The sequence below is a fragment of the Alkalibaculum sporogenes genome (assembly GCF_009362815.1).
Taxonomy (GTDB): domain Bacteria; phylum Bacillota; class Clostridia; order Eubacteriales; family Alkalibacteraceae; genus Alkalibaculum_A; species Alkalibaculum_A sporogenes.
Window position 1 is genome coordinate 1 of sequence record NZ_WHNX01000045.1, and the last position, 15,839, is coordinate 15,839.

The window sequence follows — 15,839 nt, forward strand, 5'->3', positions numbered from 1 at the left end:
CGCCACTAATTACTTAAGCAAGCTTAAGTAACTCGTTCGACTTGCATGTGTTAGGCACGCCGCCAGCGTTCGTCCTGAGCCAGGATCAAACTCTCAAATATAAATATTTTGCTGGCATTACTTTTGTTACTTCTTTTTAAGATTACTGATGCTCGATGTGATCCTTAAGTTCAATGATGCTTTTCGTCTTGCGAAATGCTTCATATTCTCTTACCTCTCACTTCTTGCCTCTTGCTTCTCAATTGTTTAGGTTGTGTGCACTATTCTATTTTCAAATACCTATGTTGTAACATTTTTGTCTCTCCTGTTTCCTTGAAGCGACTCTTACTATATTAATCTAATTTAGCCTTTTTGTCAACTGCTTTTATTACTTTTTCGACATTTTATTTGATGTCCAGCAAATTTCTCAATGCTGTATTTCGCAGGCGACCTTTACTATTATAGATACATTCTACTTGTTTGTCAATAGTCTTTAAAAATTAATTTTAATACTCCCTTCAACTTACTACCACTATAATTAAAAATTCCTTATAATATCGCTAAGGATGCTTAAATCACACCCTTAACATAATTATTAAGGAATTAATAAAACCTGTTATGTTAAAACATCGTTATATAGTACTAAGATATACAATGTTTTAATTCTCTGGTTTCATAGTTGGAAACAATATTACGTCTCGAATGCTCTTTTGATCTGTAAACAACATTATCAGTCTATCTATTCCTACTCCAAGTCCTCCTGTGGGAGGCATTCCAACTTCTAGAGCATTAATAAAATCTTTATCATAAGGATGCGCTTCTTCATCTCCATTATTTTTCTTTTCCATCTGCTGAGCAAACCTTGATTTTTGATCAATTGGATCATTTAACTCTGAAAATGCGTTCGCATATTCAGCACCATTAATAAATAGTTCAAATCTCTCTGTATAACGAGGGTCTGAGAAATCTTTTTTTGCTAATGGTGATATCTCTACAGGATGATGAGTGACGAAGGTTGGTTGTATTAATTTTTCTTCAACATATTGTTCAAATGCAATATTTATAATTTCGCCTATACTTTCTTTCTTATTGCACTCTAGCTTTAAAATATCTGCTTGCTTATATGCCTCTTCAAGATCTCGTATATTGTCAAAATTTACTCCAGTAATTTCGGTAACCAAGTCAACCATCTTTATTTTTCTATAAGGTGGCTTTAGGCTAATCTCTTTTTCTTGATATATTACACTTTCAGAATTAAACAATTTCTTTACAAGGAAATTCAGTAGTTCTTCTACCATTTGCATTACATCATTATAATCAGCATAGGCCTCGTATGTTTCTAACATTGTAAATTCTGGATTATGAGTTGCATCCATACCTTCATTTCTAAAAACTCGGCTCATTTCATATACCTTGTCAAACCCACCAACTATCAATCTCTTTAACGGTAGTTCTAATGCTATTCTTAAATACATATCTATATCTAATGCATTATGATGAGTTGCAAAAGGTCTTGCAGCTGCTCCACCTGCCAGTGTAGATAAAACTGGTGTTTCAACTTCTAAAAACCCCTTATCATCTAGAAATGTCCTTATGTATTTTTGTATAAGTGACCTAGTCACGAATACTTCTCTTACTTTAGTATCCATGATTAGGTCAACATACCTCTGTCTATATCTAAGATCTGGATCTTTTAATCCATGAAACTTTTCAGGTAATATCTGTAATGATTTGCATAATAATATTATCTCTTGCACTCTAATAGATATTTGACCCATTTTTGTTTTGAAAACTTCTCCTTTTACACCTACAATATCACCTATATCTAAAGTTTTTATCTCATTATATAAATCCTCTCCTAGAGAGTCTTTTTTGAGAAAAAGTTGAATTCTTCCCGTATTATCTTGTAAATCATAGAAACTTACTTTTCCTTGACCTCTTTTCAACATAATTCTACCAGCTAAACTAACTTGTTTTTCTTGTAATTCATCAAAATTGAGTTCAATATTTTTGGAATCATTATCTACATCATACTTTGTAATTTGAAATGGATCCCTGTTGTTGTTTTGTAAATTAATCAGTTTATCTTTTCTTAGTTGCAATATCTCATTTAAATTATCATTAGTTTCTTGTGACAATATAAGTCCTCCTTATTAATTCTTGCTAATCTTTAGTATCTCGTAACTAATGTTTCCGTCTGGTATCTCCACTACCACTACATCTCCAACTTTTTTACCTAATAATGCTTCTCCTATAGGTGATTCGTTGGAAATTTTATCTTTATATGGATCTGCTTCAGTTGATCCTACAATTACGAATTTACATTCTTCATCAAATTCCATGTCTTTTACTTTAACTGTTGCGCCAATACTTACTGTATCAGTATCTATATCATCATCATCTATTACTTTAGCTATTTTTAGTTTGTGCTCAATCTCAACTATTTTTCCTTCTGTGAAAGCTTGTTCGTTCTTAGCTTCATCGTATTCGGCATTTTCACTAATATCTCCAAACTCTCTCGCTACTTTAATCCTTTCAGCAATCTCTCGCCTTTTAACGGTTTTAAGATACTCCAAATCATTTTCTAATTTTTTTAATCCTTCGTATGTTAGTATAAACTCTTTTTGAGCCATTATGGTGATTCCCCTTTTCAAGTTAATATTATATTAATGAATCATTAATTAATGTATACTCATTTTCTTTTATTTCTTTTTCAATTAATCCAATTATATCATCAGTACTATATGGGCTTTTTATTCTAGCTAAACTCTCAATCAATTGGGGTGAATAGATGCTATTAATTATATTCAACTTATTAAAAAATACTATATTTTTAGAACACAATCCTAAATTGTTAATATATTTAATATTTGATTTTTCACTTGATTGTTTAACTAAAAAAAATGGGTCCATGATTATACCCTTTGTTGCATTGGTATCGATAAATTTTGCCTGAATATTACTACTAAGGTTAATAAATATATCCCATTTAGGACTTAATTTCCTATAATCTTTACAAAAACCTACACTAATACCATAATCATTATATATTTCTTCATGCACTTTTTCATCAAGTTCTATATTGTAACCTGTTAGTGTCATAAAGTTTACTTTGCTACTTAAAAATTTTATATACTCATAAGTAATAGAGTTAAATTCATCGATAGCAATAATTATTTCAACATCATAAATACTCTTGTTTAGTAAATCTTCTAAGTATTGATTAATGTACAAAGTGCTTACATAAGCCACACCTTTAAAACCCGTTATAAATTCATGGTTATTTAGCTCACTTATTTTACTTCGTCTTACTGCATCCCCTAAACAGATAAATTCTAGATTGTTTTTTTTAATATAATTTAATAATTTTTCTTTTATAACTTGGAGATTTTCATGTTCTGGAATTGATAAAATATCACCGATATAACAATTATTTTTATCGTATATCTCAGAAATCTTCATCACTTCATCTTTTATAATCGGAAGATTTAACTTAATTTTATTGAACCCTCCAGATAATTGATACAATTGTGTGTCCTTAGGATTAATAATATAACCAAACTTATTCATAATATTCCACTCACAGTTTTTTATTTAATGTATATGCTAAAATAATAAAATTATATTTATTTTTTTATATTGATTGCAAATAATCATTTAACATATCGATAACTTCATCAACTGTGCTAGTCTTGTTTATACTATTCCTTAAATCAGCAGAACCTCTAAGACCTTTAGTATACCAACCCACATGTTTTCTAATCTCTCCTACCACAACCTTTTCTGGTTTTATAGAAAGTAGTAAATTCATATGCCTTATTGCTGTTTGAATCTTTAGCGAATCTTCAATAGAATCATCTGACTCTTTTATGAGATTACTAAATATCCATGGATTTCCTAATGCAGCTCTTCCAACCATTATACCATCACATTTTGTCGAATCAAGTAAACTTCTAGCATCTTCATAAGATTTTATATCGCCATTTCCTATAACTGGAATTGTGACATTTTCTTTAACTTCTCTAATTATTTGCCAGTCACTTAGACCTGTGTAAAATTGGTCTCTTGTTCTCCCATGTACTGTAATTGCTTGAGCTCCTGCTTCTTGTGCTATTTTTGCTACCTCTACAGCATTTATATTATTTTTATCCCAACCTGCACGAATTTTAATTGTTACAGGTATATGGGTTATTTTTACTATATTATATATTATTTCTCCTATTAGATCAGGGTTCTTCATTAGTGCTGACCCATCTTGATTTTTAACAATCTTTGGTGCTGGACAGCCTGCATTTATATCGATAATATTAAATTCCAAATCATTAATATGCTCTTTCACTGCATCTGACATCACCTTAGGATCACTTCCAAATATTTGAATAGCCACAGGCCCTTCTTCTACGGATGTTTTCATAAGCATTTTTGTCTTTTGATCCTTGTAATACAGTCCTTTAGCACTAATCATTTCAGTAGTTACTAGCCCACATCCTTGTTCTTTACATAATAATCTAAAAGGCAGGTCTGTTATCCCTGCCATTGGTGCTAATATATATTTGTTTTGTAATCTAAAATCCCCAATATTCATAATTCACCTAAATTAAATTTTTCTCGTAAATGAGTTTAATACCTTTCAATGAAAGAACTGGATCATGTATATCTATTACTTTTGTCTCTGACATTATTATTTTAGCATACCCACCTGTGGATATTACTTTAGCGTCATTACAACCAGTTTCTTCTTTAATTTTTTTTACAATATACTCAACTTGACCTATATAACCATATACTAAACCAGCTTGCATACTAGTTACAGTATTTCTGGCAAGGATGCTGTTTGGCTTTTCTATTTCTATATTGGGTAATTTTGCAGCTTTGCTCCATAAAGCATCTGCAGATATTTGTATGCCTGGTGCTGTAACCGCAGCGTTAAATACACCATCTTTTGTCACAAAATCATAGGTTGTAGCTGTCCCAAAATCGATAACAATAGCTGGCCCACCATAGGTATAATACGCTCCAACTATATCACAAATTCTATCAGCACCAACTTCTTTTGGATTTTCCGTCTGAATAGAAATTCCCGTTTTTATGCCTGGACCAACTAGTATAGGTTCTATCTTGAAGTATTTTTTAATACTATTTGTTAATGAATACATTATATTAGGTACTACAGATGATATAATCACTCCAATAATATTATGACGGTTTATATTATCATTACTTAATAAAGCAGTGATAAGTATTCCATATTCATCTGATGTTCGAATGGTTTTAGTGGTCATTCTCCATGTACCTATTAATTCTTCACCATTAAACACACCAAGTTCTATGTTAGTATTTCCTACATCAATTGCTAATAACACTTTTTATCACTTCTCAATCTTATTTCGTTTTTAAGTATCTGGTATAAGTTTCATATACAATTGGTACAACAATTGCAGTAGCAACTATCTCAATAATTCCATTTGCTAAAAATAGTGTTCCTAGACCTACTATAAATCCCATACCCATAGCTTCAACCATAATTTCACCATTTACTAAATACAACATACCAACTACAAGAACAGTATTTGTTAAAGTTCCCATGCTTGCACCGATAGCAACGCTTATTATATGATTAGCCTTTAGTTTGTCTCGTAGTAGAGCAAATACATAATATGCAACCACTCCAATAAATATTCTAGGCAAAACAGAAACCAATGGATTAATAAAAAAATAATCAAATGGTGATAAAGGGAAAAATAAAGCTCTTAGTAACGTAGCTGCACCAGCACAAGCCCCCATAATCGCACCAGAAGTAGGTCCGTATATAATTCCGGTTAATAATGTGGGTAAAAATAATACTAATGCTATACTAACAGCGAAACTGGGTAACACAGTAGCAAATACAAATATGACTGTTAACGCTAACATAACTCCCATAAAGGTTAGCCTAGTAGTTTTATTTATATTTTTATTCATTGATATTCCTCCTGTTCTCGTTCCATCAGGATACAAGACAATTTTTAATATGGCTATTCTATCAAAGTCTAATACTTAATACAATATATAATAATATTTTTTTACTATTTGTTTTGAACTTTTTCCATGAATTTTTTTATTTCTACTACGAATCGTTCGTGAATTCCTTCACCAATCATTTCTTTTTCATCCCAAGCACTTACATTAAAAACTAGCCTTTTCCTATCAACCTCGATCAACTCTGCTTGCACAGTGACTTTCATCCCTACAGGGGTTGCAGCTATATGCTTTATGTCCACCCTAGTACCTACAGTAGAATATCCTTTCTCCAACATTGGTTGAACTAATGAAAGAGCAGCATTCTCCATTAACCCAATCATATTTGGCGTAGAGTACACTTCTATTTCACCACTGCCAAATGCCATGGCAGTTTCTGTTTCTCTTACTTTCTTCTCTATCTTATTCATACTTCCAATATATTTACTTAAACTCATATAATTACTCTCCTAATTAGCCTTTTACTATATCTATTAATTCTAATGGACTATTAATGATATATGTTGGTGCTATATCATTAATCTCAGTTATGCTCCCATATCCATAAGTAACACCGACAGTGTCAAGGTGAGCTTCTTTACCAGCTTCGATATCATTATATCGATCACCTACCATCATAATCTCATTTTTATTAATTCCTAAATCTCCAATAGCAATATCTATAAATTCAGCTTTGGTTCCTCTAGTTTGAGTTTCATTATTACCTACTACACATGTAAAATACTGTCCTATTTCACAATACTTAATTTGTTCTATAGCATAAGACTCTGCTTTATTTGTAGCAATCATCATTTTTACTCCCATAGCCTTTAAACCTTCAAGCATCTCTATTATCAAAGGATATAATTTACATTGATATATGCCAATCTCAGTGTAATACTCTCTGTGTAACTGCATTGCTTTTTCACCATCTTCTTCACTTAAACCATATTTAGTAATAATCGTTCTAGATAAAGGTGGTCCAATTAAACTCTTTATAACTTCTAAATCTTCTGAAATACCTTGAGATTTTAGAGCATGCTGAAAACCTATTGCGATACCTTCTTCCGAATCAACAATTGTTCCATCAAAATCAAATACTACTGCTTTATACCTCATATGTCATCTCCCTCTATAGTAAAATACCATCCTTTTGAAAAGGATGGGTATTTTTTATGAATTAAATAATTCGTTAAATTCCACACTGTTAATTGACTCTTTTGCAAGCAATGTATCTGTGATTAAGTCTAGTTTTACTCTATGCTCTTCTAAAATGCCAAGAGCTTTTTTATAACAGTCACTAATGATCGTCCTTATTTCTTTATCGATAGCCGCTGCTACTTCTTCACTGTAGTTTCTGCCTCTAGATAAGTCTTTACCGATAAACACTTCATTGTGTTTACTACCAAATGTCATTGGTCCTAGATAATCACTCATTCCAAATTCAGTAACCATCTTCCTTGCAATATCTGTCGCTCTTTCTATATCATTACTTGCGCCAGTACAAATATCCTCTAATACTATCTTTTCTGCAGCTCTTCCGCCTAACAATCCAACAATATTATCTAATAATTTTGCTTTTGACATATGCATATTATCATCGTCGGGCAATGATATAGTGTAACCTGCCGCCATGCCCCTAGGTATTATAGATATTTCATGTACTGAATCAGAATTTGGCAACACCTTCATTACGATGGCATGACCTGCTTCGTGGACAGCAGTAATTTTTTTATCTTGTTCTGTTATAATCTTACTCTTTTTCTCTGGTCCAGCAATTACTCTCTTAATGGCTTCTTCTAATTCTAGCATAGTAATTTTTTTTATCTTTTTTCTAGCGGCTAGCAAAGCTGATTCATTCATAATATTTTCTAAATCTGCCCCAGAAAACCCAGGTGTACTCTTTGCTATAATTCTTAAGTCCACAGATTCATCTAAAGGCTTATCCTTAATGTGAACTTGTAGTATTTCTTCTCTACCTTTTAAATCTGGAACACCTACTAGAATTTGTCTATCAAATCTACCTGGTCTTAATAACGCTGGATCAAGTATATCTGGTCGGTTTGTTGCTGCTATCATTATAATCCCTTCATTATCACCAAAACCATCCATCTCAACTAGCAACTGATTTAGCGTCTGTTCACGTTCGTCATGACCTCCGCCTAGACCTGCTCCTCTTTGTCGTCCAACGGCATCAATCTCATCTATAAATATGATACATGGTGCATTTTTCTTAGCCGTTTCAAATAAATCACGTACTCTAGATGCACCTACCCCAACAAACATTTCTACAAAATCTGAACCACTAATACTAAAGAATGGAACACCCGCTTCTCCAGCAACAGCACGAGCCAGTAAAGTCTTGCCTGTCCCAGGAGGCCCTACTAAGAGAACACCCTTAGGTATTTTCGCACCTAATTCTAAATACCTAACAGGAGCTTTTAAGAAATCAACTATCTCTTCCAGTTCTTCTTTTTCCTCATTTGCTCCAGCTACATCTTTAAAACTAACAGATTTCTTTGAAGGCGTATGAAGTCTTGCCTTGCTTTTTCCAAAGGACATGACTTTTCCGCCACCGCCTCCAGACTGCTGTGTAAACATCAAGAAGAACACTACCATTATAACTATTAAGAATAGGGATGGTAATATCGTAAACCACCATGGTGCTTGTTCTGGCTCCTTGAAGGCAGCATCAACTGCTCCATCTGGTGCTGTCTCTAAATAACCATTTAAATATTCGGCAAACCCACTTGGTAACACTACAGCTTGAAACTTTTCTCCACTAGTACGAGTCCCTGTAACTATATACTTATCAGTATCTACAGTTAGTTCCTTCACTGTATTATTTGAAATTCCTGATATCAATTCAGAGTATGTTATAGTTGTAGGAGTATCCTGACCAGTATTAAAATTCGATAAAACAACTGCTATTATAACCAATATTACTAAATAAAAACCTATAATCCTTAAATATTTGTTCAATCCTTCACACTCCTCTCACTATAAGTAAACAACACTTCCCCTAACGGGTTAAACAATAAATAATTTTATCACATTATATTACATAATACAATTTATAAACTTAAGTATTATAAATTTCTTCCTTCAATATTCCTATATAAGGTAAATTTCTATATCTCTCCGCATAATCAAGACCGTAACCTACTACAAATTCATCAGGCACCTCAAAACCTATATAGTCCATTTTTACTTGTGCAACTCTCCTAGCAGGTTTTTCTAACAAAGTACATACTTTTATACTATTTGCATTTCTTTCTCTCAATAAGTTAATAATGTATGCTAATGTGAGTCCACTATCCACAATATCTTCGACAATCAGTATATCACGATTTTCAACACTCTTTTCTAAATCTTTTAGAATTCTTACTTGACCAGAAGTCTTTGTAGAATCGCCATAACTTGAAATAGCCATAAAATCCATTTCTAATGTCGTATCTATCCTCTGTACTAAATCTGCCATAAATAAAACTGCACCTTTTAACACACATATTATAAGAGGATTTTTTCCCTCATAATCTTTTGTTATTTCTACCCCTAATTCATCAATTCTACGCTGTAATGTTACTTCATTAATTAATATCTCTTTTATGTCTTTTCTCATTTTATTCCTCCTTATGATAGAAATAAGATATCATTAATACTTTCTTAGTATCGTTAGATATAGTAAATTTTCTACTCTTATGATAGCCTACTATCCATACCACTTTATTGTCAACAGAAATTATAGGAATCTTCCAACGTTTATTTGCCGGAATCTTCTTGTCTATTAATATATCTTTTATTTTCTTAGTTCCAGTAAGACCAACTGGCTCGATTTTATCACCTTCTACCCTACTTCTTAAATATATTACATCACCTTCTTGAATTATTTTATCATAGTCAAAATACCCTTTATTCCTCTTATTCGTCAAATTACATTTTTCAGTAGGTACTACTATAACATTAATAGTTAAATTTATCTTAGGCAAAACATAAAATTTGTTTAATAATAATTCATATCTAAAACTCTCTGGTTTTAATATTTCCTTTTCTTTATCCAAAATTAGATAATTATATTGCCTAATCATTTTTATACCATTTGGTAAATCTATTGTCCAAACAGTACTTTTATTGTCCTTTAATTTATTTAAAATAATTTTAATATGTTGGTGTTCTATACTACTAGCACTATCAAACTTATTTATGAGCTCTATTAATATCTCAGTTTTCAAAACTTCATGCAATTGAATAAATTCACATATGTTTATCTTACCACATTCCGTTACTAATTCTATGGTTGTTCTTACATGTTCTTGTATAAAATCATAATAATTTTCACATATGAAACCTAAATTAACAATGCCAGTAGAAAAATTAGGATTCAAGCTTTCCATATACGGAATAACCTCTAACCTTAGTTTGTTGCGATGGTAATCAGTTTCAAGATTACTTCTATCAAACCTGCTTTTCAAATCATTTTCACTTACATATTCAAGCACATCTTTTTTAGATACACATAGTAATGGTCTAACCACACCATCAGCTCTTTTTGGCGCTATACCTCTTAAACCTTTAATGCCAGTCCCACGAATAAACCTCATAAATATTGTTTCCACATTATCATCTTTATGATGTCCCAATGCTATTTTGTCTACTTTATTTTTAACTCTTATTTCATCAAAAAACTTATATCTTTCTTCTCTTCCTGTCTCTTCTATAGACTTCTTTCTTGAACTAGCAAGTTTTACTATATCTAATCTTTTACTGTAAAATTCAAGTTCTAATACATTACATAGATTTTTCACGAATAATTCATCTTCATCTGCTTCTTGTCCGCGAATCATATGATTTAAATGGCAAACGATTAAGCTCAATTGGTACTGATCTTTAATGTCATTTAAAAGGTGTGTTAGTGCAACAGAGTCTACTCCGCCTGAAACGCCAACAATAACTTTATCACCACTGCTAAACATTTCATTTTGTTTTATATAATCTAAAACTTTATCCTTCATAAACTCACCACCCATCTAAAAACTTATCACTATTCTATATGTTTTAACATACAGTATCAACTACAAAAAACACGCTCTGCATTTTTCTCTGCCAATACACTACTCTCCCCAAGGTCTGTAAATATATCCACGGCTCATTACCTTCAACATAATTGAAAAAGAGATAGTTCTATATCTCTTTTTCAAACTACACTAGAGTATTCTATTATTATTAATAAAGTGAGACTGAAAAACTACTCATTTTTAATCCACATCATCTATGACGATAAAGCATCACATCAATACGTCTAGTTAGATTAAGTACACCAAACCTTTCCTACTAATATTGTAATATCATCACTTGGTTCATGACATATTGATATAAAGTGATTGTAAAGTTCATCTGCTATCTTTTGAGGATTCTTGGATGTAATCTTATTAATAGTATTAATTACCCATAACTCCACCTTTTCAGGATTATCATAACATTCAAAAATACCGTCTGTCATCATAATAATTAAATCACCTTGATTTAATTTCATTGATATTGATTCAATTCTAATCTCCTCAAGTATACCTACTGGTAAGGATTGCCCACGTATTAATTTCACTTCACCATTTTTTATGACAAGTGTTATGGCTGCACCAATTTTATTAAACTCTGCCTCCCCGGTAAATTGATCGAAGACAATATAATCCAATGTTGAGAATACTTCTTTTTCGTTTCTCAGCATTAAAATCGAGTTTATAGTTTTGACCATAATTGTCTTGTCAATCTCGGCTTCCATAAATTTCTCTAGCAAATTCATAGTAGTATCACTTTCTTGATAAGCATTATCTCCTACTCCCATACCATCACATAAAGCCAATATTCTACTCCCATTATCTAGAATTTTATCAGAAAATATATCTCCACTCTGTTCATCTTTCTTACTAGAGAATCTAACTAAGCCAGTACTAACTCTATACTGTGATAACTCACTATACGTTAACAAACATCCCCCTCTATTATCATATGAACATAAATCTTCTTCTAAAATCATTTTTGTATTTAATATATTTGATACTAATCTTGGGATAATATCTTTACCAATATAATCATTTAATTCTTTAGTACTTGTGATAGTCACTTTATACCGACCATTCCGCTCTTGTACGACAAAAATATTATGAATATTAATATCATTCTTATCAAGTTCTATTCGAATATCTCTTTCTTCTTCTGATTTTATTAGCCACTTATCACTTAAATTAGTTTTTAAATCATCTAGTAGTTGCCCTGTGAATTTAAGTTGATTAGAAATCAATTGATTATTTTCTTTTATCCTTATAGACATCTCTTTCTCAAGGGTTATATATCTTATTTCAGATTTAAGTAACACTAATACTTGTTCATCATGTATACACTTATTTTTAAAGTTTGAGATATTTTTATCTTGATATGCATCATTATTCTCTAATTCTTCCACTACATCTATAATCATATTATACGTGTTTTCAGCATCAGTTTTCCAACACCTAGATACTAAATAACACTCTTTACATATGCTGTCTGTTATCCTTTCTAAGGCTTTATCATAAATTTCTTTATAAAACACATTATCATCTGTATCAAAAAAGCTTGTCCCCATCTGATTTAATAGTATTGCATATTTATTTAGTTTTTTACGCAAGCCTTCATTAATTCTTTCTTTGCAAAACCCCTGATAAGACTCATCTACCTTATCATAGTTAAAAAAATTCACCTTATCCCATGTAGAACTAGGAATAACCAGAAACATAATTGCAGCTATTAGTATTTCTTCTATACGAATAAACACTTCTGTTGAACCATTTAAATAAAATGCTAACATTGCATTACTAAGAATAAATCCTATTACAACTGCCACTTTACCCATTTCTTTAAATAGTCCTGATATAATTCCACATAAACCATAGACAACTATAAATAGAGGATTTGAGTTAGTACTAAGATTTAGAACTAATCCTAAAGTCATACCTAATGGCGCTGACACACCTACACCTATTTCATTGCTAAACAACAGAATTATAAATACTGACAAAATTGTAGATACTGAAAACTTGTAAAGCATCAAATTATTTAAACCTAGTATTAATATAGATACAAAGATAGCTAAACACACAATTTCTTGATTAGAATAAAGCTTTCTATTTCTATTAATAAACAAGTTCATTGCTGTTAAGTATATGTAAAAAAGCGAAAACGACAGTAATCCTTCTACAATTACAAGTGCTGTATCGAACAAATAGTTTGACCTGAAAATGTTCATTACAACCCCTACCATAATCACACTACAACTTACTAATAATCCGACTTGCCATTTTTTTGTAATTTTCTTATATAATCTTATGTATCCAAATGTCATTACAAAGTAAATTATTATATTTTTAGTCACTATCATATACTCACCTGTACTAAATATACCAAGTAATATAGATACACCTAACCACCATTTTCTTTTATCATAATATAGTATATAACCAAATAATGCATATCCAAATGGCATTAAATATGAAGTGAAATTTCCCCTACTTATAATAATTCCGCATAAAATAATAAATAGATCCTTACTAGATATAAAACTCTTATGTATCTCATAATTCGCCATCCTGCTTTTTATCTTCTTGTGCCGTATAACACTCTGATCATTTGAGGGCATAGCAAAACCTCCCATTTACAATTACCAAGATTATAGCAAAACTTGTCCAAAATATTTGTAAAAATATGCGAGTAGATATAAGTGTTTATAGACACTCTAATAACTTTACTAGTGTATTAGAATAACAAAAAAAATACTAACATACAGATTTGTATAATTAGTATTTTGAATTTTAAATTATTGATTATATTATATAATGGTGGTCGCAATAGGGCTCGAACCTATGACCCCCTGCTTGTAAGGCAGGTGCTCTCCCAGCTGAGCTATGCGACCATGATTAGTTATATATACGTTCAGAGATTTCTCCACTATTTAATATGCATTTAGCATATTAAATTGCTTCGCACCCTTCCGAAACCCTCTCAGGGTTCGAATCCTGCGTATTGCATTGTTTTTGTTTTTAATATTTGTTGTTACTTATTCGTTGTTTTTATGGTGACCCCTAGGGGATTCGAACCCCTGTAACCGCCGTGAAAGGGCGGTGTCTTAACCGCTTGACCAAGGGGCCTAGACAATCAATTTAACAAAAAAATGGTAGCGGCGAACGGATTTGAACCGCTGACACTACGGGTATGAACCGTATGCTCTAGCCAACTGAGCTACGCCGCCATGTTGTTGTTATGGTTGCGGGGGCAGGATTTGAACCTACGACCTCCGGGTTATGAGCCCGACGAGCTTCCAAACTGCTCCACCCCGCGCTATTATGCTACTAGCTATTATTAATTACTTTTTTTTGCTAGCTTACATGTATTACCTTCTAGTTAACTACACCTAAATGTATTACATATTTTCTTGCCCCTAGCAACTTAAATTCTTGCTAATATTTAGCTATTTATAGCTAATTGCTATAATTGGTGCCGAAGATCGGAATCGAACCGATACGATCTATTAGGATCGCAGGATTTTAAGTCCTGTGCGTCTGCCAGTTCCGCCACTCCGGCATGTCTTTTAGGGACAAAAGTTATTATAATATAACCACGACTATTCGTCAATATCTTTTTTAGATTTTTAGATAATTAAATAAAGCTCCCTCTAAATTATCATAATCACTTACAATAAATAGATCCTTTTCGTAATAATCAAGTATAGACTCTAATATTATTGCTCCCGCGCTTATAATATCGGATCTCTGTGGGTTTAGCCCTATTATTTCTTTACGTTTACTATCGCTTAAAGTAGTTAATTCACCTTCAATTCTATCTAACTCTGATCGCAAGACAGTACTCCCTTGAATTTTTTCTGGCTCATATTTCCTTAAAGATTGCTTTATAGCAGATATGGTAGTAGCGGTACCGCCTATTCCTATAAGCTCAAATTCTTCTGTTGTACTAGTTAAGTTATCTCTCAACATTTTATTAATATATATTCTCATTTTTTCTAATTCTTCATCTAACGGTGGATCGTTCTTTATAAATCTTTCCGTTAGTCTTACCGCGCCAATATTCAGGCTATTACTATTAATTATTTTACCTTTAGACGCATATACTACTTCAGTACTACCACCTCCAATATCCATGATAACAATATCTTGATTTTGGAATACTTGTCTAACTCCTAAGAAAGCATACTCCGCTTCTAACCTACCCTCAATAATATTTACCGATAGTTGTAATTTCTCTTGTGCCAATCTTACAAAATCATTACTGTTTTTAGCATCTCTAAGTGCACTTGTCCCAAATATAATATAATCCACTACACCATAACTTTCGCTTATTTCTTTAAACTCTCTTAAAGCATCTATATTTTTTTCCAGAGTTTCTTTGTTTATGAGTTTATTACTATCTACACCTTGTCCTAATCTCGTTGAAATCAAATATTTTTCTCTATTAACTATCTTTTTATCCTCAACACTAGCTACTAACAATCTTGTTGAATTAGTGCCAATATCAATAATAGAATATTTTTGCATAATATATCCTCCAATCATCCTTTCGCGTCTGCTTGCAGACGCTTGGCTTTCACGTATCCGAAACATACTCGCTTCCCTCGTCTATTTCGCTACGCGGACATTCGCCAAATGTCTGCAAGCAGACATTTATTCCTCTTCAAAGACAGTCAAACATGCTTCGCCTGTTTCTCTTTCTTTTCATCGTCCTTTCGCGTCTGCTTGCAGACGCTTGGCTTTCACGTATCCGAAACATACTCGCTTCCCTCGTCTATTTCGCTACGCGGACATTCGCCAAATGTCTGC

Annotated in this window: 13 protein-coding genes, 5 tRNA genes and 1 rRNA gene; all 19 read right to left on the reverse strand. The window is 32.0% G+C overall.

Annotation, left to right across the window (positions count from 1 at the left end; genetic code table 11):
- Positions 1-101: ribosomal RNA gene (locus GC105_RS15440) — 16S ribosomal RNA — on the reverse strand; the annotation flags it as partial.
- Between the two features lie 537 nt (positions 102-638).
- A complete protein-coding gene (gene lysS / locus GC105_RS15445) occupies positions 639-2,117 on the reverse strand; it encodes a lysine--tRNA ligase (RefSeq protein WP_152806633.1) in 1,479 nt (492 codons plus the stop codon).
- 15 nt (positions 2,118-2,132) lie between these two features.
- Positions 2,133-2,612, reverse strand: a complete 480-nt coding sequence (gene greA / locus GC105_RS15450; RefSeq protein WP_152806635.1) for a transcription elongation factor GreA — start codon at positions 2,610-2,612, stop codon at positions 2,133-2,135.
- A gap of 28 nt (positions 2,613-2,640) precedes the next feature.
- A complete protein-coding gene (locus GC105_RS15455) occupies positions 2,641-3,549 on the reverse strand; it encodes a hypothetical protein (RefSeq protein WP_152806637.1) in 909 nt (302 codons plus the stop codon).
- Between the two features lie 64 nt (positions 3,550-3,613).
- Positions 3,614-4,564 carry a tRNA dihydrouridine synthase DusB gene (gene dusB / locus GC105_RS15460; protein WP_152806639.1) on the reverse strand — a complete coding sequence of 317 codons (951 nt, stop codon included), beginning with the start codon at positions 4,562-4,564 and terminating at the stop codon, positions 3,614-3,616.
- Positions 4,565-4,571: 7 nt separating this feature from the next.
- Positions 4,572-5,342, reverse strand: a complete 771-nt coding sequence (locus tag GC105_RS15465; RefSeq protein WP_343030060.1) for a type III pantothenate kinase — start codon at positions 5,340-5,342, stop codon at positions 4,572-4,574.
- Between the two features lie 19 nt (positions 5,343-5,361).
- A complete protein-coding gene (locus tag GC105_RS15470) occupies positions 5,362-5,940 on the reverse strand; it encodes an ECF transporter S component (RefSeq protein WP_152806641.1) in 579 nt (192 codons plus the stop codon).
- 104 nt (positions 5,941-6,044) lie between these two features.
- Entirely contained in the window at positions 6,045-6,434 is a 390-nt protein-coding gene (locus GC105_RS15475; protein WP_152806643.1) for a thioesterase family protein, read from the reverse strand.
- Positions 6,435-6,450: 16 nt separating this feature from the next.
- Positions 6,451-7,095 (reverse strand): HAD hydrolase-like protein, encoded by a 645-nt coding sequence (locus tag GC105_RS15480; protein WP_152806645.1) that lies wholly within the window; start codon positions 7,093-7,095, stop codon positions 6,451-6,453.
- A 54-nt stretch (positions 7,096-7,149) separates the two neighbouring features.
- Positions 7,150-8,958, reverse strand: coding sequence for an ATP-dependent zinc metalloprotease FtsH (gene ftsH / locus GC105_RS15485; RefSeq protein WP_152806647.1), 1,809 nt, complete (start codon positions 8,956-8,958; stop codon positions 7,150-7,152).
- 100 nt (positions 8,959-9,058) lie between these two features.
- Positions 9,059-9,598, reverse strand: a complete 540-nt coding sequence (gene hpt, locus GC105_RS15490) for a hypoxanthine phosphoribosyltransferase (RefSeq protein WP_152806649.1) — start codon at positions 9,596-9,598, stop codon at positions 9,059-9,061.
- Position 9,599: 1 nt separating this feature from the next.
- Positions 9,600-10,988, reverse strand: a complete 1,389-nt coding sequence (tilS, locus tag GC105_RS15495) for a tRNA lysidine(34) synthetase TilS (protein ID WP_193708446.1) — start codon at positions 10,986-10,988, stop codon at positions 9,600-9,602.
- A gap of 296 nt (positions 10,989-11,284) precedes the next feature.
- Positions 11,285-13,648 carry a stage II sporulation protein E gene (gene spoIIE / locus GC105_RS15500; RefSeq protein ID WP_193708447.1) on the reverse strand — a complete coding sequence of 788 codons (2,364 nt, stop codon included), beginning with the start codon at positions 13,646-13,648 and terminating at the stop codon, positions 11,285-11,287.
- A 197-nt stretch (positions 13,649-13,845) separates the two neighbouring features.
- Positions 13,846-13,921 (reverse strand) — tRNA-Val (locus GC105_RS15505).
- Positions 13,922-14,081: 160 nt separating this feature from the next.
- A tRNA-Glu gene (locus tag GC105_RS15510) sits at positions 14,082-14,156 on the reverse strand.
- Positions 14,157-14,180: 24 nt separating this feature from the next.
- A tRNA-Met gene (locus tag GC105_RS15515) sits at positions 14,181-14,257 on the reverse strand.
- A 12-nt stretch (positions 14,258-14,269) separates the two neighbouring features.
- Positions 14,270-14,346, reverse strand: a tRNA-Met gene (locus GC105_RS15520).
- Positions 14,347-14,500: 154 nt separating this feature from the next.
- Positions 14,501-14,589, reverse strand: a tRNA-Leu gene (locus tag GC105_RS15525).
- A 59-nt stretch (positions 14,590-14,648) separates the two neighbouring features.
- Positions 14,649-15,557 carry a Ppx/GppA phosphatase family protein gene (locus GC105_RS15530; protein WP_193708448.1) on the reverse strand — a complete coding sequence of 303 codons (909 nt, stop codon included), beginning with the start codon at positions 15,555-15,557 and terminating at the stop codon, positions 14,649-14,651.
- Positions 15,558-15,839 lie beyond the last annotated feature (282 nt).

Bases quoted from the DNA above. Each gene is read 5' to 3' on its own strand.
- greA (WP_152806635.1), bottom strand. From the start codon at position 2,612: ATGGCTCAAAAAGAGTTTATACTAACATACGAAGGATTAAAAAAATTA.
- GC105_RS15455 (WP_152806637.1), bottom strand. From the start codon at position 3,549: ATGAATAAGTTTGGTTATATTATTAATCCTAAGGACACACAATTGTAT.
- dusB (WP_152806639.1), bottom strand. From the start codon at position 4,564: ATGAATATTGGGGATTTTAGATTACAAAACAAATATATATTAGCACCA.
- GC105_RS15470 (WP_152806641.1), bottom strand. From the start codon at position 5,940: ATGAATAAAAATATAAATAAAACTACTAGGCTAACCTTTATGGGAGTT.
- GC105_RS15475 (WP_152806643.1), bottom strand. From the start codon at position 6,434: ATGAGTTTAAGTAAATATATTGGAAGTATGAATAAGATAGAGAAGAAA.
- GC105_RS15480 (WP_152806645.1), bottom strand. From the start codon at position 7,095: ATGAGGTATAAAGCAGTAGTATTTGATTTTGATGGAACAATTGTTGAT.
- hpt (WP_152806649.1), bottom strand. From the start codon at position 9,598: ATGAGAAAAGACATAAAAGAGATATTAATTAATGAAGTAACATTACAG.
- tilS (WP_193708446.1), bottom strand. From the start codon at position 10,988: ATGAAGGATAAAGTTTTAGATTATATAAAACAAAATGAAATGTTTAGC.
- spoIIE (WP_193708447.1), bottom strand. From the start codon at position 13,648: ATGCCCTCAAATGATCAGAGTGTTATACGGCACAAGAAGATAAAAAGC.
- GC105_RS15530 (WP_193708448.1), bottom strand. From the start codon at position 15,557: ATGCAAAAATATTCTATTATTGATATTGGCACTAATTCAACAAGATTG.